The organism is Lactobacillus sp. Sy-1, assembly GCF_019303535.1.
In the GTDB taxonomy this organism is placed as follows: Bacteria; Bacillota; Bacilli; order Lactobacillales; family Lactobacillaceae; genus Nicoliella.
Genome location: NZ_JACCIU010000001.1, coordinates 1 through 19,561, shown reverse-complemented (window position 1 = coordinate 19,561; position 19,561 = coordinate 1). Strand labels below are relative to the sequence as shown.

Annotated in this window: 11 protein-coding genes and 3 rRNA genes; all 14 read left to right on the top strand. The window is 42.9% G+C overall.

What is annotated here, in order from left to right:
- Nucleotides 1-21 precede the first annotated feature (21 nt).
- Entirely contained in the window at nucleotides 22-3,543 is a 3,522-nt protein-coding gene (gene mfd, locus HZL42_RS00070) for a transcription-repair coupling factor (protein WP_219053697.1), read from the top strand.
- The gene (locus HZL42_RS00065; RefSeq protein ID WP_219053696.1) at nucleotides 3,530-5,113 is read left to right on the top strand and encodes a polysaccharide biosynthesis protein; all 1,584 of its coding nucleotides are present in this window, start codon (nucleotides 3,530-3,532) and stop codon (nucleotides 5,111-5,113) included. Before mfd ends, HZL42_RS00065 begins: the two co-directional genes overlap by 14 nt.
- 4 nt (nucleotides 5,114-5,117) lie before the next feature.
- Nucleotides 5,118-5,396: an RNA-binding S4 domain-containing protein gene (locus HZL42_RS00060; RefSeq protein WP_219053695.1), complete on the top strand. Its 279-nt coding sequence runs from the start codon at nucleotides 5,118-5,120 to the stop codon at nucleotides 5,394-5,396.
- Between the two features lie 84 nt (nucleotides 5,397-5,480).
- Nucleotides 5,481-5,864, top strand: a complete 384-nt coding sequence (locus HZL42_RS00055) for a septum formation initiator family protein (protein ID WP_219053694.1) — start codon at nucleotides 5,481-5,483, stop codon at nucleotides 5,862-5,864.
- An 83-nt stretch (nucleotides 5,865-5,947) separates the two neighbouring features.
- The gene (locus HZL42_RS00050) at nucleotides 5,948-6,457 is read left to right on the top strand and encodes a S1 domain-containing RNA-binding protein (RefSeq protein ID WP_219053692.1); all 510 of its coding nucleotides are present in this window, start codon (nucleotides 5,948-5,950) and stop codon (nucleotides 6,455-6,457) included.
- 73 nt (nucleotides 6,458-6,530) lie between these two features.
- Nucleotides 6,531-7,919 (top strand): tRNA lysidine(34) synthetase TilS, encoded by a 1,389-nt coding sequence (gene tilS / locus HZL42_RS00045; protein ID WP_219053691.1) that lies wholly within the window; start codon nucleotides 6,531-6,533, stop codon nucleotides 7,917-7,919.
- On the top strand, nucleotides 7,916-8,458 hold the full coding sequence (gene hpt, locus HZL42_RS00040; protein ID WP_219053689.1) for a hypoxanthine phosphoribosyltransferase: 543 nt from the start codon (nucleotides 7,916-7,918) through the stop codon (nucleotides 8,456-8,458). The genes tilS and hpt overlap by 4 nt, the downstream gene beginning before the upstream one ends.
- A 106-nt stretch (nucleotides 8,459-8,564) precedes the next feature.
- On the top strand, nucleotides 8,565-10,631 hold the full coding sequence (ftsH, locus tag HZL42_RS00035; protein WP_219053687.1) for an ATP-dependent zinc metalloprotease FtsH: 2,067 nt from the start codon (nucleotides 8,565-8,567) through the stop codon (nucleotides 10,629-10,631).
- Between the two features lie 89 nt (nucleotides 10,632-10,720).
- A complete protein-coding gene (hslO, locus tag HZL42_RS00030; RefSeq protein WP_219053684.1) occupies nucleotides 10,721-11,659 on the top strand; it encodes an Hsp33 family molecular chaperone HslO in 939 nt (312 codons plus the stop codon).
- Nucleotides 11,660-11,669: 10 nt separating this feature from the next.
- Nucleotides 11,670-12,674: a tRNA dihydrouridine synthase DusB gene (dusB, locus tag HZL42_RS00025; RefSeq protein ID WP_219053683.1), complete on the top strand. Its 1,005-nt coding sequence runs from the start codon at nucleotides 11,670-11,672 to the stop codon at nucleotides 12,672-12,674.
- A 115-nt stretch (nucleotides 12,675-12,789) separates the two neighbouring features.
- Nucleotides 12,790-14,283: a lysine--tRNA ligase gene (lysS, locus tag HZL42_RS00020; RefSeq protein WP_219282803.1), complete on the top strand. Its 1,494-nt coding sequence runs from the start codon at nucleotides 12,790-12,792 to the stop codon at nucleotides 14,281-14,283.
- Nucleotides 14,284-14,656: 373 nt separating this feature from the next.
- Nucleotides 14,657-16,232 (top strand): 16S ribosomal RNA (locus HZL42_RS00015).
- Between the two features lie 220 nt (nucleotides 16,233-16,452).
- Nucleotides 16,453-19,367, top strand: a 23S ribosomal RNA gene (locus HZL42_RS00010).
- 71 nt (nucleotides 19,368-19,438) lie between these two features.
- Nucleotides 19,439-19,555 (top strand): 5S ribosomal RNA (rrf, locus tag HZL42_RS00005).
- Together the 16S, 23S and 5S rRNA genes form the textbook arrangement of a ribosomal RNA operon.
- Nucleotides 19,556-19,561 lie beyond the last annotated feature (6 nt).

Below are 19,561 nucleotides of genomic sequence, written 5' to 3'. Positions count from 1 at the left end.
AGCGTTGAAAGGACCCTTTTAATGAAATTAAGTCAGTTTTTTACTTCAATTCCGCAATTTAAAACAATTACTGACAATTTAAAACCGGCGACCCGCCAGCTAATCACTGGGATGTCTAGTTCGGCAAAGACCCTCTTGATCTCAATATTAATGAAGCAAGTTAACCGCCCGATTTTATTAGTGGTCGATAATTTACACCACATGACCCAGGTGGCTGATGACTTTACTAACTTACTATCACAGGATCAGGTATTTGAATTTCCAGCGGAGGAGCTAATCGCTGCGGAAGCGGCAACTAGTTCACCGCAGTATCGCTCCCAACGGGTAAGAGCCCTCCACGCTTTACAGACTAATATGCCAGCTATAATTGTCACTTCAATGTCTGGGGTCCGCCGGATGTTACCCACGCCGGGAGACTTTAATGCTAACCAGTTTGAAATTAAGGTTGGTGCGGACGTTGATGCTGACTTAAGGACTAAGCTATTCCGACTGGGGTATCGGAAAGTCCGGTTAGTTGCTGCTCCCGGGGAATTTGCGATTCGGGGCTCAATTGTTGATATTTATCCCTTAAATTCAGAATATCCAATTCGAATTGATTTATTTGATACCGAAGTTGACTCACTTCGGTATTTTGACGTATCAACGCAAAGTAGCATCGAAAACCTTGAAAGTTTCAAGGTCTTACCAGCAACCGACTTTATTTTGAATGCAGATCAGCTAAAGAACGGGCCCCAAAAGTTACAGACCCACTTGAACCGGTCTACTGGTCAAATCAAGGACAGTAAGACTGCTGAAGCGATGAAGGATTACCTCCAACCGATCATTGATGAATTTAAGACCGGGGTCATTGATAATCAATTAATTTTATTTGCTAACTATCTGTTTGATAGCGATACATCCATTTTTGATTACGTACCAGCGGATGGGCTAATTATTTGCGATGACTATAACCGCCTATTAGAATCTGAACAGGAATTAATTGGGGATGAACAACAGTGGGCAGCTGATAAATTGTTGAACGGTGAAATTTTTAGTGACCAAAAATTTGGTCATGATTTTAAACGAACCTTCAAAGCTGCTAATCAAGCTGAACTCATGTTCGCGCGGTTCCAAAGGGGATTGAATGGACTAAGATTAACCAATTTAGTCGACATTAAAGTTCAGCCCATGCAAAAGTTTTACGGCCAAATTCCGTTGCTCAAGACTGAAATGAACCGGTGGCTGAAGCAAAACGAAACCGTCGTTATTATGGTCAGGGACAAGGCCCAGATGGAAAAGTTAGCAGGTACGCTGACTGATTTTGAAATTAATGCTACCCAGACCGATTGGGATCACATTATCAAACACCGGGTTCAGTTGATTCCAGAACGATTGAACAACGGCTTTGAGTTGCCATTTGCGAACTTGGCATTAATCACCGAGGCTGAAATGTTCAACCACGTTACCAAGCGACGCGCCCGGCGACAGACCTTTTCCAATGCGGAACGAATTAAGAGCTACGTTGATTTAAAGCCGGGGGACTACGTTGTCCACGTTAACCACGGAATTGGTCGCTATGAGGGAATGAAGACCATGGAAGTCGATGGGAAGCATCAAGACTACATGACCATTACCTACCGCGATAACGCCCAGTTATTTATTCCAGTGACCCAATTAAACCTAATTCAAAAGTACGTTTCATCTGAGGATCGGCACCCCCGGATCAATAAACTAGGGGGAACGGAATGGGCTAAGACTAAGAGTAAGGTTGCCAGCAAAATTGAGGATATTGCTGAGGATTTGATTGCGTTATACGCTAAGCGATCAACCGAAACTGGATTTGCCTTTCCACCGGATGATGTTTATCAAGAACAGTTTGACGATGCATTCCCGTATCCAGAAACGCCGGATCAAATTAAAAGTATTGATGAAATCAAAGCGGATATGGAAAAACCGCACCCAATGGACCGGCTATTGGTCGGGGATGTGGGGTATGGGAAAACGGAAGTGGCTTTAAGGGCGGCTTTTAAGGCGATTGAAGCTGGTAAACAGGTGGCGTTTTTAGTGCCAACCACCGTATTAGCCCACCAGCACTACGAAACGATTCTGAAGCGGTTTGATGGTTTTCCTGTGGAGGCAGCGGTGCTTTCTCGGTTTAGAACCCCCAAACAAATTAAGGAAACCATTAGTGGCTTGGAAGATGGCGCGATTGATATCGTGGTTGGAACCCACCGGCTGCTATCTAAGGATGTTCATTTTAAGGATTTAGGACTACTAATTGTTGACGAAGAGCAACGATTTGGCGTCAAGCACAAGGAACGCATTAAGAGCTTGCGGGCTTCCGTTGATGTTTTGACCTTAACTGCCACCCCAATTCCTAGAACCCTGAATATGTCGATGATGGGGGTGCGGGACCTTTCAGTAATTGAGACGCCGCCCACTAATCGCTACCCAATTCAAACCTACGTGTTAGAAGAGAATGCCGGAACGATTAAGGATGGGATTCATCGGGAGATGGACCGCGGAGGTCAGGTGTTCTACCTTCATAATCGGGTCGAAGATATTGAAAAGACGGTTGGGATGCTGCAACAGTTGGTTCCAGATGCCGCAATTGGCTACATTCACGGTAAGATGAACGAAAACCAACTGGAAAGCGTGCTCTATGACTTTGTGAACGGTGAATACGACGTGTTAGTAACCACGACGATTATTGAAACGGGGGTTGATATCCCCAATGCCAATACGTTGTTCGTTGAAAATGCTGACCATATGGGTCTTTCCCAGTTGTACCAGCTCCGGGGCCGAATTGGACGGAGTAACCGGATTGCATATGCCTACTTTATGTACAAACCAAACAAGGTGTTGACGGAAGTAAGTGAGAACCGGCTAGAAGCCATTCGTGATTTTACCGCCCTGGGTTCTGGATTTAAGATTGCAATGCGCGACCTTTCGCTTCGGGGGGCCGGGAACCTTTTAGGAAAGCAACAACATGGCTTTGTTGACTCAGTTGGTTACGATCTGTATACTGAGATGCTCTCGGATGCAGTGGCTGATAAACGGGGCAGTAGTCGGACTCAGCGGGTGGACTCCACAATTGATCTTGATGTTGAAGCCTACCTGCCGGATGATTATATTGATGACCATCAACAAAAAATTGAGTTATACAAGCGGATTCGGCAATTAGAAAACGAAGACCAGTACACTGAAATTCAGGGGGATCTAATCGATCGATTTGGTGACTACCCAGAAGCAGTTGCCAACCTCCTGTTGATTGGTAGGATGAAGATGTTAGCTGATCAGGCACTCATCAAAAAAATTAGTAATAATAAGCAGTCAATCATTGTGACGATGTCGAAACTAGGCACTGATAAGTTCAGCTCAAAGGATATTTTAAAGGCGATTGCCGAAACTAAGTTTAGATCAACGGTGGAAGTGGTTAATGACCGAATTCAAATTAAATTAATTATTCAACCAACGATGCAACAGGCAGTTTGGTTAAATGAATTGATGCGCTTAATTGAATCACTTGTTCATCGTCGGATGGAGATTGATGATGAAGAATAACTCACAAATCCAGACCGTGATGAGCGGGGCAGGGATTTTAACGCTATCTTCATTAATTGCAAAGGCGCTGAGTGCCGCTTATCGGATTCCGTTACAAAATTTAGTTGGCAACATTGGTTTTTACATCTACCAACAGGTGTACCCAATTTATGGAATTGGGATGACTTTTGCGCTATCAGGACTACCGGTTTTAATTTCAAAATTAGTTGCAGAGGAACCTGATTTAGAACATCGGATTGGATTAGTAAAGCGAATTAACGTACTCTTGGGAATCACGGCGTTACTGATTTTCGGAGGCCTGCAATTTGGCGCACCGTTAATCGCCTGGCAGATGGGTGATATTAACCTGGTCCCAGTCATTAGAGCAGTAAGTTGGATGTTTCTATTAATGCCGTTTTTATCAACCAGCCGGGGCTTTTTTCAAGGAACCCTTAACATGGTGCCCACCGCAATTTCTCAGGTAGTGGAGCAGATCGTTCGAATTTCAATCATTATCATGGTAGCGATATTAGCGCACCGTAATCACTGGGATTTATACCTAATGGGCCGCAATGCAATGCTATCATCACCAATCGGAGCGTTGTTTTCGAGCCTGGTGTTAATCGTTTTTTGCGTGCCATTGTTTCGCCGTCGGGGGGTGCGGCCCCAGATTTCTAACTGGCAGCTTACCAAGAAGCTGTTTAAGGAAGGCGGAACGATTTGCTTACTATCGGCATTAATGATCATGATGCAGTTAGTGGACTCATTCACAATTAGAAAGGGCCTCTTAGTTTCTGGGTTGGATGGTTTAATGTCCCAAGACGTTAAGGGAGTTTACGATCGGGCTCAGCCACTAGTTCAAGTTGGCCTAGTAATTGGGACCTCGTTTGCTTCAGCTGCGTTGCCTTCGCTAGCAAAATCAATTCAAGATCGTCAGAAAACGGCTTTTCGTTCCACAGCCCAGTTGATGGTAAAAAGTAGCTTAGTAATTACGGTTTTAATGACCGTTGGAATGATGACTCTAATGCCTTCAATCAACCTCATTTTATTTGGGAGTACCGAGGGCAGCTTAACCCTGGCAGTGTATTGTTTTAGCATTGTTGTAGTAACGCTAATTACCACCGATAACAGTATTCTCCAGGGAATGGGGAACTTTAAAGTTGGTTTTTACGCGGTGGTTACTAGCGTGATTATTAAGGCGTTGATTACCGAAGCCCTAGTGGGCCAGATTGGAATTCTAGGTGGTAGTATTTCCACGGTGATTGCATTAATGGGTGGCTTACTGGTTAACGAAGTGGGAGTCCGCCGATTAATTAGGAGCAACCCGTATTCAATTGAATTACTGCTTAAGTTAACGGTAGCGACCGGATTAATGGTAATGGTGGTAATTTTAATTCAAACTGGGCTAATGGCGTTGCTGCCCCCCCGGCCGGGAAGGCTTTTAACCCTTTTGATGGTCATTTTAGCCACTACTAGTGGTGGGGTGACCGCAATGATTGCCGTTTTAAAATTAAAAATGTTTGATGATAACGAGTTACTTAGCCTGCCAATCGTAAACCGGCTGGTAAGGATTCATAAAGAAGGGAATTAATTTTATGAGATTAGATAAATTTTTAAAAATTTCACGAATTATTAAAAGAAGAACGGTTGCGAAGAGCATTTCGGACCAGGGCCGAATTGAAATTAACGGCCGGGTGGCTAAATCTTCAACTAACGTCAGTCCACGTGATCAACTAGTGATTAAATTTGGAAATAAAACCCTGACGATTGAGGTAGTTCAATTAGCTGATACCACCAAAAAGGCTGATGCTGACAAAATGTATAAGGTTTTGAGCGAAGATTATGAGCATGATTATAAAAATGAACAGTTTTAAACGCTTACATTCCTAGTAAAATAGACAATTTGGCTACTTATTGATATACTAAATTTAATTGAATAATTTTTGGGGGAATTATTTATGAAAAATAGTAATATTAAATGGTTGAATAATGCCTATACCAAGCGCCATTATCGTAAAATTAAGTGGTCGTTTATGAATAAACCGAAGTTTAGAAGAGTTAGCTTAGCGACGGCTTTATTTTTGTTATTTTCAATTCCGTTATTTATTGGAATTGCTAAGGCTAGCTCGCAAACTACTGAAATTCAGCGCCAAACTAAGGTTAGTAAGCAAACCTTAGCTGAGGCTAAGGCCCATAATCAAGAGTTGAAGTTAAATGTTAAGCAACTTAATAATACTGAATACGTTGAACAATTAATTCGTGATAAGTACTACTACACTAAGAACGGTGAAACCGTATATAGCCTACCTAATGACGTGGCTAAAGATGTTACACAAAATTAACCGTTTTTAATTTTTAATATGTAATATTGCTGGTTTTGGTGCTATACTAAAAGCACTTAATTATTAGGAGGAAACACTTTTTTATGGCAATTGAAGTTGGAGCAAAAATTCCCGGTAAAGTTTCTGGAATTACTAATTTTGGGGCTTTCGTAGATTTAGGTGATCATAAGACTGGTTTAGTACACATTAGTGAAGTTTCTGATGGTTTTATTAAGGATATTCACGATGTACTTAAGGTCGGTGACCAGGTAAATGTTAAGGTCTTAAAAGTTGGCGATGATGGAAAGATTGCTCTTTCTATGAAACAAGCAAATGACGAACACAGTCACACTGGTGACAAAAATAATAGTCATAACCGTCCGCATAACGAACACCATGGCAGTTCAGAACATAAAAACTTCCATGGCCATGGTGGAAATAATAACCACTTTAATAACCACCGTAGTGAAGGTGCCGCTAATCATAATAATACTAAGTCAGAAAACTTCGATGATATGATGTCTAAATTTCTGAAACAAAGTGATAGTCGCTTAGCAACAATTAAAAAGAATACCGAAGGAAAACGTGGTGGTCGTGGTGGCCGGCGCAGTTAATTCCTAAATTAATAATTTAAAAAGATTAAGGCCTGGTCCTTAATCTTTTTTATTTTTAGGGGGGAGTAGATCAATGAAACTATCGTTAAGAAAGCAATTCGCACGGACGGTTAAGCAGAATCATTGGTGGCACTCTGGTCAAGCGGTTGTAGTAGCAGTTTCAACTGGCGTGGATTCAATGGTCCTGCTTGATTTACTTCAGCACTTGCGAATTGATGTGCCTAAAATTATCGTGGCTCATTTTAATCACGGACTAAGGACGGCTAGTAAGGTAGAACAAGAATATATTACTGATTATTGTAAAACGCATGGAATTCAATTAGCAGTTGATAACTGGCCTGCTGAACTCCACCCGGATGCAGGGGTTGAATCGGCTGCCCGTAAAGTTCGCTATGCTTTTTTCAAACGGGTAATGCAAGCAAATGATGCGAAATTTCTGATTACTGCACACCATCAAAATGATCAAGCGGAAACCGTTTTAATGAAGTTAATTCGGGGTGGCAATTTAGAACAACTCCGGGCAATTAGGGTGAAACGGCCGTTCGGAAATGGCTTTTTAGTGCGGCCCCTTCTTCAATTTTCTAAGGCGACCTTGATTCAATATGCCCAGGAAGCGGGCATTAAGTGGTACGAAGACGCCACTAACCATGATGACGTTGTTGAACGGAATCGAATTCGACACCAAATCCTACCGCTAATGGAGCGTGAAAACCCACAGGTTATCAATAACATAACCAATTTTGCAACGCAGTTATCGAATTTAATCGATGCTAATCAATATATGATCCAGCAGCTGTTGGAACGAATGAAAACCGCCAATGGATACCAACTCATCTCATTTTTAGAATTACCAATGGCAATCCAGAATCAACTATTAAAAGGAATCGGGCTGCAATTGTCACAGCAACCAGTGCTAACCGATAAGCAAATTAAAATGGTTAGCAAGATTTTAAATAACGCTCAGAAACCACAGGGCCGATTTACAATTGGTGCACACTTGATGCTTGTAAAAGCATATGATGAATTCAAACTAGAATTTAGTAAAAATGTTAAGAAAAATGCAATCAAAATTAATCGAATTATGGTAAGATTAAACCATTGGTATCGGATTGATAGTGGAGTAACAATTGGCGTGTTCGAACGCCAAAAAGCCCCTAAAATAACTGATGGCCGCACTACCGATTTTAAACTAGGCGTAGCTTGTTTGCCATTGGTAATTAGACCCTGGCAGTCTACGGATCGAATTACTTTAAAGTCAGGTGGTCATCAGAAAGTTAAACGGATTTTAATTGATCAAAAAGTGGCTAGTGCCGATCGTAAAAAAGCATTAGTTCTAGTTGACCAACAAAATCGGGTGATTTCGTTATTGGGATATAAAGATTCTACTTTTCCCATTGAAAATAGTGGGGGAATGTCACTTCAGCTATTGGTCTGGACTGAATTTGAGAGGAGAATTCCATGAATAACGACATATTGAAAACGGTGTGTGATCAAGAGCACATTCGACAGGTTTGTAAGCGATTAGGTGATCAGATTACAAAGGATTATCAAGGGAAAGAACCGCTAGTAGTTGGAGTATTGAACGGAGCCATCTTCTTTATGACCGACGTCGTTCGCTACATGGACTTGTACTTATCAATCGATTTTATCGATGTGTCTAGTTATAATGGGGGCACTAAGTCTTCTGGAAAGGTAGAATTGATTAAGGATTTAGACAGTGATGTTAAGGATCGCGACGTGATTATCGTTGAAGACATCATTGAAACCGGGCGGACACTTAAATATGTTCAAGACCTACTAAAAAATAGGGGCGCTAAGTCAATTAAGATGTGTACATTGGTGGACAAGCCAGAGGCACGGGTAGTTGAATTACCAGTTGATTACGTTGGAATTGACGTCCCAAATGAATTTTTAGTGGGGTACGGACTGGACTACCAAGGAAAGTATCGTAACTTACCTTACATTGGTGTCTTGAAGCCTGAGGTTTACCAAAACAAATGATTAGTTGATTTGTAAAAATCATGGTATCATTATTTTTTGTAAAATAAGTTTACGATTTCGGTAAAAATTACCATTTAATCGTAACCAGTTAATTAGGAGGCACTTAATGAAAAACAATAAAAATGGACTATTCCGAAGTAGTCTGTTCTATATTGTTATTGCCATGTTGTTGATTGGGGTTTTATACTTCGTTAGTGGCAATGGCAATAGCGGCCAGACTCAACAAATCCAATCGAGTCAATTCATAACTTCATTAAAATCAGATAAAGTTAAGAACTTCTCAATTCAGCCTTCTGGTGGTGTGTATAAAATTACTGGTGAATACCGAAGCGCACAATCCGCAAGTAATTCTAACCAAAGCACGTTCACCCTTGGAGCAGCTAAGAGTACCAAGGTTACTAACTTTTCTACGACTATTTTAAAGAATAATGCTTCTGTTTCAGAGGTAAATAAAGCAGCAAGCCAATCTGGAACGAAGATGAATGTAAAACCAGCTGAATCAAATAGCATCTGGTTAAACTTGATTGTTTATATTTTACCGATGATTCTATTGGTATTTTTCTTCTATATGATGATGAACCAAGCCGGCCGTGGTGGCGGAAATGGTATCATGAAATTCAGCAAGAGTAAGGCAAAGCCTACTGACAGTAAGGAAAACAAAGTTCGTTTTTCAGACGTTGCTGGTGAAGAGGAAGAAAAGCAAGAATTAGTAGAAGTGGTTGAATTTTTGAAGAATCCGAAGAAGTACTCTTCTTTAGGTGCTAAAATTCCCCATGGGGTCCTTTTAGAAGGACCTCCTGGAACTGGGAAAACCTTACTTGCTAAGGCGGTTGCTGGGGAAGCTAACGTTCCTTTCTACTCAATTTCTGGATCTGATTTTGTTGAAATGTTCGTTGGGGTTGGTGCTAGTCGGGTTCGTGACTTATTCGAACAGGCTAAGAAATCAGCACCTGCGATTATCTTTATTGATGAAATTGATGCCGTTGGTCGAAAGCGTGGTTCTGGGACCGGTGGTGGTCACGACGAACGTGAACAAACCTTGAACCAGTTACTGGTTGAAATGGACGGTTTTAGTGGTAACGAAGGAGTAATCGTGATTGCTGCTACTAACCGTGCTGACGTCTTAGATAACGCCTTAACTAGACCGGGTCGTTTTGACCGGAAGGTATTAGTTGGTCGTCCTGACGTTAAGGGTCGTGAAGCCATCTTAAAGGTGCATGCTAAGGGCAAACCATTAGCAGATAATATCGACCTTCATGAAATCGCCAAGCAAACCCCTGGGTTTGTTGGTGCTGATTTAGCTAACTTATTGAACGAAGCTGCTTTACTAGCTGCGCGTCGCGATAAGAAGTTAATTGGACCTGAAGAATTGGACGAAGCTGAGGACCGGGTAATTGCTGGGCCTGCTAAGAAGGACCGGGTTGTAAACCAACAAGAACAAAAGACGGTTGCCTACCATGAAGCAGGACACACCATCGTCGGGTTGGTATTAAACGATGCCCGAGTAGTGCACAAGGTTACCATTGTTCCGCGGGGTCGAGCTGGTGGTTATGCTATTATGCTTCCTAAGGAAGATCAACAACTCCTTTCGAAGAAGAACGCAATGGAACAAATTGCTGGTTTGATGGGTGGTCGAACCGCTGAAGAAATCATCTTCAACTCTCAATCATCCGGAGCTTCTAATGATTTTGAACAGGCTACTAACATTGCACGGGCAATGGTTACTCAGTATGGAATGAGTGCTAAATTGGGGATGGTTCAATTAGAGAACCCGAACCAAGAAGCCTATGCACAACCACGGTACTCTGATGAAACTGCTGCCTTGATTGATTCTGAAGTTCGTCGGATTACAAACGAAGGACACGAAACTGCCAAGCAGATTATTGAAGCTCATCGTGAACAACACAAGGTAATTGCAGAAGCATTACTTAAGTATGAAACGCTTGACGAAAAGCAAATTATTAGTCTTTATAAGACTGGTAAGATGCCAACTGAAGATAGCGAATACCCTAGCGAAGCTGCTTCCTTTGAAGAAACGAAGCAAGAATTAGCTAAGCAGGAACAAGCAAAGGATCGTTCATTTGAATCCGAAGCCGAAAAACAGGTAAAGCAAGACGATGCCGACCATGACCAGGATGTAAACGACAGCCGAAACCATGGTGATAAAGATTAATATGTTACTAAAAGACGTGGGTTAAACATTGCACTCACGTTTTTTATATATATAATGATTTATATTTAATGGGAGGACAAATTAATACGATGCAAAAAGATCATTTAGTTAAAAGTATTACTAAGGATGGAATGTTTAGAGCCTATGCGATTGATGCAACGGGTGTGGTAGCTGAAGCCCAAAAACGGCAGGATACTTGGAGTGCATCTTCGGCTGCATTGGGTCGGACATTGGTAGGAAGCTTGTTGCTTTCTGCTTCAGTTTTAAAGGGAAAAGAAACCATGACCGTTCAAATTAATGGTGGTGGTCCAGTTGGAACCATCATGGTTGATGCAGATGCGAAGGGCCATGTTAAAGGGTATGTTCAAAATCCACACGTCCATCTCCCACTCAATAAAGTTCATAAAATTGATGTTGGGAAAGCCGTTGGAATCAATGGTTTTATGCAGGTAATGAAAAGTATGGGTGGTGACGAACCTTACTCCAGTAGTGTCCCATTAGCTTCTGGTGAGATTGGTGATGATTTTACTTATTACCTAGCCCAATCAGAACAAATCCCATCTGCCGTTGGGGTCTCCGTTTTTGTGAATGATGATAACTCCATTAAGGTTGCTGGGGGGTATTTAATTCAGACCCTTCCAGACGCTGACGATAAAGCAATCGACCGACTTGAAAAGCGATTGAAGGAAATTCCAATGGTTTCAGAACTACTGTTATCCGAACAAACGCCGTTGGATATTTTGAACCTCATTTTTGGTGAAGATAACTTAGATATTTTAACTGATACCCCGGTAGAATTTACTTGTAGTTGTTCTAAGAAGCAGTTTGCCAAATCATTGTCCCGGGTTAACCCTGCGGAAATTAAAAAGATTATTGATGAAGACCATGGTGCAGAATTAGTTTGCCATTTTTGTGGAGCTCGTTATAATTATGATGAAGAAGAACTAAAGTCCATTTTAGCCGTAAGTGAAAAGCGGGCTGAATTGGATGCTGAAAATGGTGATTCAAACCAGGAACCAAAAGAATAAGGAGAATTTTATGAAAAACGATAGTTGGAAAATTGGTAACATTGAAATTCCTAACCGCGTAGTTGTGGCACCAATGGCTGGGGTTACAAACTCTGCCTTTAGAATTATTTGTAAGAAGTTTGGGGCTGGCCTGGTGGTCTGTGAAATGATTTCAGACCGGGGGTTAATGTACCGTAATAAAAAGACAATGACGATGATTGGGGTTAATCCTGAAGAACATCCAATGAGTATTCAAATTTTTGGTGGTAGTAAGGAAACGTTAGTTCAAGCTGCTCAATTTATTGATCAACAAACTGATGCCGATATTATTGATATCAACATGGGTTGTCCAGTTAATAAGGTAATTAGAACTGATGCTGGTTCCAAGTGGCTCTTAGACCCAGACAAGATTTATGAAATGGCTAAGGCGGTCACTAGTGCCGTTGAAAAACCAGTTACCCTGAAAATGCGGACTGGTTGGGATAACGACCATCTATATGCGGTTGAAAATGCCTTAGCTGCACAAGAAGCTGGTATTTCAGCACTTGCCATGCATGGACGGACTCGTGCTCAAATGTACCAAGGACACTCCAATTGGGAAATTTTACATGAAGTTGCTAACCATATCTCAATTCCATTCATGGGAAATGGTGACGTAAGAACCCCTCAAGAAGCAAAACAAATGCTAGAAGAAGTGGGTGCAGACGCAGTAATGATGGGAAGAGCTGTTGAAGGAAATCCATGGATTTTGAAGCAAACGACCCACTATCTTGATACTGGTGAATTACTTCCTGAACCTAGCGTTGAAGAAAAGATCTTAACTGCTAAGGAACATCTTCACCGGCTCGTTGAATTAAAGGGTGATAACGTTGCCCCACGTGAATTCAGAGGCCAAGCTGCATACTACCTAAAGGGAATCTCCCACTCGGCAAGAGCTAGAGCTGCTTTAAATAATGCCAATACCGAAGCTGAAATGAACGAGATTTTTGATAAGTTCATTGAAAAGCAAGCTAAACGGACCGCTAGAATGGCTTAATTTAGGCTGTTAATCGCCAGTAGTTTTAAAAAATGATATAATATGCTTGATATCGAAGTTGAAATCTGGCACATGGTTTTAACAAATAAACGGAGGTTTTATTGTGGCAAAAGAAATGAATGATCAAATGCGCGTTCGTCTTGATAAGATGAATGAGCTTCGCCAAGAAGGAATCGATCCTTTTGGTCATGCGTTCAAAAGAACTTACTTAGCAAAACAACTACATGCTGAGTTTAATGATTTGGATAAGGAAGCAATTGAAGATCTAGGTAAAAAGGCCATTATTGCTGGACGAATGGTTGCTAAACGAGGTAAGGGTAAGGTTGGATTTGCGGACATCATGGATCGAACTGGCCGAATTCAAATTTACGTTCGGAAAGATGTTGTGGGAGAAGAAAATTACCACATTTTTAAGCGTTCTGATATTGGTGATCACCTCGGAGTTGAAGGAGACATCATTAAGACCGATATGGGTGAATTGACCATTCGGGCTACGCACATTACCTTCTTATCAAAGGCATTGCGGCCACTACCAGATAAATTTCATGGTCTACAAAACAAGGAACAAAAGTATCGTCAACGCTACCTTGATTTAATTTCTAATCCGGAAAGTTTCGATCGTTTCCAAAAGCGGACGAAGATTATTTCTGCAATTAGAAGTTATTTGAATAATGAAATGGATTGTACTGAAGTGGAAACGCCAGTGCTTCATAATCAAGCTGGTGGGGCTAGTGCACGGCCATTTATTACCCACCATAATGCTTTGAATATCGATCTATACCTCAGAATTGCGCTTGAACTACCATTGAAGCGGTTAATTGTAGGTGGAATGGAACGGGTTTATGAAATTGGCCGGGTCTTTAGAAATGAAGGAATGGACCAAGACCATAATCCAGAATTTACGGAATTGGAATCATACATTGCATACTTTGATTTCAAGGATGTTATGGATGAAACTGAGGGAATCTTTAAAGCAGCTGCCAATGCGGTTACTGATGATGGAAAGGTTACCTATGAGGGTGAAGAAATTGACTTTAGTAAGCCTTTTGCTCGTAAGCACATGGTCGATGCAATTAAGGAAGTTACTGGAGTTGACTTTTGGAAAGAAATGACCATTGATGAAGCCCGTAAGATTGCTGATGACCATGATGTTCAATACGAACCATATTGGAAGGTTGGCCACATTATTAATGCGTTCTTCGAGAAATTTGTTGAAGATACGATTAAACAACCAACGTTTATTTATGGGCATCCAGTAGAAATTTCACCTTTGGCTAAGAAAAATGCAGAAGATCCACGTTTTACTGATCGGTTCGAACTTTACATTTCAGGAACTGAGTATGGGAATGCATTTACTGAACTTAATGACCCAATCGATCAAAGAGAACGTTTCGAAGCGCAAGCAGCTGAAAAAGATGCTGGTAATGACGAAGCTCAAGGAATTGATGAAGACTTTATTGAAGCCTTATCATATGGAATGCCACCTACTGGTGGGCTTGGAATTGGAATTGATCGGTTAGTAATGCTATTAACCGATGCAGAATCAATTCGGGATGTTATTTTATTCCCAACCATGCGTCCAGAAGATAATTCACAACCAGAAGAATAGTTTTAATTTAGTTACCAAAAGATGGGATTTGAAAAAATTCCATCTTTTTTTATTATCTTGGTTGACTTTTATCTTTAATGAATGTATAGTAGTTAATGCTGATAAATTGATAGCAGCCATTATGGTTGATTATTAATTTGGAACAGCAAATTTAATTTTAAAAAGTTGTTGACATCCAGTTGATGATTTGATATTATTAAATAGTTGTCGTTACGAGCGACACATTCAAGTAGATCTTTGAAAACTGAACAAAATTATGACAAAAATGTGTAAGGAACTTCATATTTAATATGAAGTACAAAAATCTTATGCGAAGTCAATTCGCTTAAAAGTAACAATATTTAAAGAAGAGCTAACGTTGAGCTTTTCATCTTAAGATGAGAGTTTGATCCTGGCTCAGGACGAACGTTGGCGGCGTGCCTAATACATGCAAGTCGAACGAACTTCCGTTAATGATAGTTGATGCTTGCATTAACTTGACTTAACATCGAAGTGAGTGGCGAACTGGTGAGTAACACGTAGGTAACTTGCCCTAAAGCGGGGGATAACATTTGGAAACAAGTGCTAATACCGCATAACAACAAAAACCGCATGGTTTTTGTTTGAAAGATGCGTTTGCATCACTTTAGGATGGACCTGCGGCGTATTAGCTTGTTGGTGGGGTAATGGCCTACCAAGGCAATGATACGTAGCCGACCTGAGAGGGTAATCGGCCACAATGGGACTGAGACACGGCCCATACTCCTACGGGAGGCAGCAGTAGGGAATCTTCCACAATGGACGAAAGTCTGATGGAGCAACGCCGCGTGAGTGAAGAAGGGTTTCGGCTCGTAAAACTCTGTTGTTAAAGAAGAACGGGTGTGATAGGAAATGATCACATCGTGACGGTATTTAACCAGAAAGTCACGGCTAACTACGTGCCAGCAGCCGCGGTAATACGTAGGTGGCAAACGTTGTCCGGATTTATTGGGCGTAAAGCGAGCGCAGGCGGTTTTTTAAGTCTGATGTGAAAGCCTTCGGCTTAACCGGAGAAGTGCATCGGAAACTGAGAAACTTGAGTGCAGAAGAGGACAGTGGAACTCCATGTGTAGCGGTGAAATGCGTAGATATATGGAAGAACACCAGTGGCGAAGGCGGCTGTCTGGTCTGTAACTGACGCTGAGGCTCGAAAGCATGGGTAGCAAACAGGATTAGATACCCTGGTAGTCCATGCCGTAAACGATGAATGCTAGGTGTTAGAGGGTTTCCGCCCTTTAGTGCCGCAGCTAACGCATTAAGCATTCCGCCTGGGGAGTACGACCGCAAGGTTGAAACTCAAAGGAATTGACGGGGACCCGCACAAGTGGTGGAGCATGTGGTTTAATTCGATGCTACGCGAAGAACCTTACCAGGCCTTGACATCTCCTGCAAAGCTAAGAGATTAGCCGTTCCCTTCGGGGACAGGATGACAGGTGGTGCATGGTTGTCGTCAGCTCGTGTCGTGAGATGTTGGGTTAAGTCCCGCAACGAGCGCAACCCCTATTATTAGTTGCCAGCATTCAGTTGGGCACTCTAGTGAGACTGCCGGTGACAAACCGGAGGAAGGTGGGGACGACGTCAAATCATCATGCCCCTTATGGCCTGGGCTACACACGTGCTACAATGGACGGTACAACGAGTCGCAAAACCGCGAGGTTAAGCTAATCTCTTAAAGCCGTTCTCAGTTCGGATTGCAGGCTGCAACTCGCCTGCATGAAGTTGGAATCACTAGTAATCGTGGATCAGCATGCCACGGTGAATACGTTCCCGGGTCTTGTACACACCGCCCGTCACACCATGAGAGTTAGTAATACCCAAAGTCGGTGTAGTAACCTCTTTTGAGGAGCAAACCGCCTAAGGTAGGACTGATGATTAGGGTGAAGTCGTAACAAGGTAGCCGTAGGAGAACCTGCGGCTGGATCACCTCCTTTCTAAGGAATAATTCGGAACCTTATGCAGTCATAGTTTTGTTTAGTTTTGAGAGGTCTACTCTCAAACTTGGTTCTTTGAAAACTAGATAATATTTTAATTTTTCCAAATTATTGAATTGTATTAAATACAATTTCAACCGAGAACACCGCGTTATTTTGAGTTTTTTATATTAGTTTATTCGTATTTACTCAATTAACCAAATACCACTTCGTGGTAATAGGTTAAGTTATTAAGGGCGCATGGTGGATGCCTTGGTACTAGGAGCCGATGAAGGACGGGACTAACGCCGATATGCTTCGGGGAGCTGTACGTAAGCTTTGATCCGGAGATTTCCGAATGGGGAAACCCAATAAACTTTATCGTTTATTATTCAATGACGAATTCATACTCATTGAAAGGCAGACGTGGGGAACTGAAACATCTAAGTACCCACAGGAAGAGAAAGAAAATTCGATTCCCTCAGTAGCGGCGAGCGAACGGGGAACAGCCCAAACCATTGAGTTTACTCAGTGGGGTTGTAGGACTGAACATTTGAGTTACCAAAGAATTAGATAGTCGAAAGATCTGGGAAGTTCTGCGACACAAGGTGATAGCCCTGTAGACGAAATCTAATTCCCTCAGTTCAGGATCCTGAGTACGGCAATACACGTGAAACATTGCCGGAATCCGGGAGGACCATCTCCCAAGGCTAAATACTCCCTAGTGACCGATAGTGAACCAGTACCGTGAGGGAAAGGTGAAAAGCACCCCGGAAGGGGAGTGAAATAGTTCCTGAAACCATGTGCCTACAAGCAGTTAGAGCCCGTTAATGGGTGATAGCGTGCCTCTTGCAGAATGAACCGGCGAGTTATGATAACATGCAAGGTTAAGATGAGAAGTCGGAGCCGTAGCGAAAGCGAGTCTGAATAGGGCGTTTGAGTATGTTGTGATAGACCCGAAACCAGGTGATCTACCCATGTCCAGGCTGAAAGTGTGGTAAAACACACCGGAGGGCCGAACCCGTGTACGTTGAAAAGTGCTGGGATGAGGTGTGGGTAGCGGTGAAATTCCAAACGAACTTGGAGATAGCTGGTTCTCTCCGAAATAGCTTTAGGGTTAGCCTTGGAGTCGAGAATCATGGAGGTAGAGCACTGTTTGGGTGAGGGGCCCGTCTTGGGTTACTAAATTCAGATAAACTCCGAATGCCATTGATTTATATCCAGGAGTCAGACGATGAGTGATAAGATCCACCGTCGAAAGGGGAACAGCCCAGACCACCAATTAAGGTCCCTAAATATATGCTGAGTGGAAAAGGATGTGGAGTTGCATAGACAACTAGGATGTTGGCTCAGAAGCAGCCACCATTTAAAGAGTGCGTAATAGCTCACTAGTCGAGTGATCCTGCGCCGAAAATTTACCGGGGCTAAGCATATTACCGAGATTGTGGACGTAACTTTGTTACGTGATAGGAGAGCGTTCTAAGGGCGATGAAGTCAGACCGTAAGGACTGGTGGAGCGCTTAGAAGTGAGAATGCCGGTATGAGTAGCGAAAGATCAGTGAGAATCTGATCCACCGAATGACTAAGGTTTCCTGGGGAAGGCTCGTCCTCCCAGGGTTAGTCGGGACCTAAGCCGAGGCCGAGAGGCGTAGGCGATGGATAACAGGTTGAGATTCCTGTACTAGTTAACTATGTTTGAACGATGGAAGGACGTAGGAGGCTAAACGTAGCATCCTGTTGGATATGGATGTTCAAGCACTAAGTCAGGTATTGAGTCAAATGCTTAATACCGGGTTGACAAGGTGTGATGAGGACCGAAATTTAGTAGGGAAGTCGTTGATGTCACACTACCGAGAAAAGTTTCTAGTTAGTAGTTAACTACCCGTACCGCAAACCGACACAGGTAGTCGAGGAGAGAATCCTAAGGTGAGCGAGTGAACTCTCGTTAAGGAACTCGGCAAAATGACCCCGTAACTTCGGGAGAAGGGGTGCTGCACTATGTGCAGCCGCAGTGAAAAAGCTCAGGCGACTGTTTATCAAAAACACAGGTTTCTGCAAAATCGTAAGATGAAGTATAGGGGCTGACGCCTGCCCGGTGCTGGAAGGTTAAGTGGATGAGTTAGCTTCGGCGAAGCCCAGAAACGAAGCCCCAGTAAACGGCGGCCGTAACTATAACGGTCCTAAGGTAGCGAAATTCCTTGTCGGGTAAGTTCCGACCCGCACGAAAGGCGTAACGATCTGAGCACTGTCTCAACGAGAGACTCGGTGAAATTGAGATACCTGTGAAGAAGCAGGTTACCCGCGACAGGACGGAAAGACCCCATGGAGCTTTACTGTAACTTGATATTGGGTGTTTGTATAGCTTGTACAGGATAGGTAGGAGCCATAGAAGTCGGAACGCTAGTTTCGATGGAGGCAATGGTGGGATACTACCCTCGCTGTATGAACACTCTAACCCGCACCACTGATCGTGGTGGGAGACAGTGTCTGGTTGGCAGTTTGACTGGGGCGGTCGCCTCCTAAACAGTAACGGAGGCGCCCAAAGGTTCCCTCAGAATGGTTGGAAATCATTCGACGAGTGTAAAGGCAGAAGGGAGCTTGACTGCGAGACATACAGGTCGAGCAGGGACGAAAGTCGGGCTTAGTGATCCGGTGGTACCGTATGGAAGGGCCATCGCTCAACGGATAAAAGCTACCCTGGGGATAACAGGCTTATCTCCCCCAAGAGTTCACATCGACGGGGAGGTTTGGCACCTCGATGTCGGCTCATCGCATCCTGGGGCTGTAGTTGGTCCCAAGGGTTGGGCTGTTCGCCCATTAAAGCGGTACGCGAGCTGGGTTCAGAACGTCGTGAGACAGTTCGGTCCCTATCCGTCGCGGGCGTAGGAAATTTGAGAGGAGCTGCTCTTAGTACGAGAGGACCGGAGTGGACATACCGCTGGTGTACCAGTTGTGCCGCCAGGCGCATCGCTGGGTAGCTATGTATGGATGAGATAAACGCTGAAAGCATCTAAGTGTGAAACCCACCTCGAGATGAGATTTCCCATTCCTTTATGGAAGTAAGACCCCTGAAAGATGATCAGGTAGATAGGCTGGAAGTGGAAGTGCAGTGATGCATGGAGCGGACCAGTACTAATTGGTCGAGGACTTAACCAAGTAAGGTAGTTCTCAGGGAAGAATAAAATATTATCTAGTTTTGAGAGAACGAAGTTCTCACAGTTAAATAGTGTGGTGATGATGGCCAAAAGGATACACCTGTTCCCATGTCGAACACAGTAGTTAAGCTTTTGAACGCCGAAAGTAGTTGGGGGATCGCCCCCTGCAAGGATAGGACGTTGCCACGCAAATTA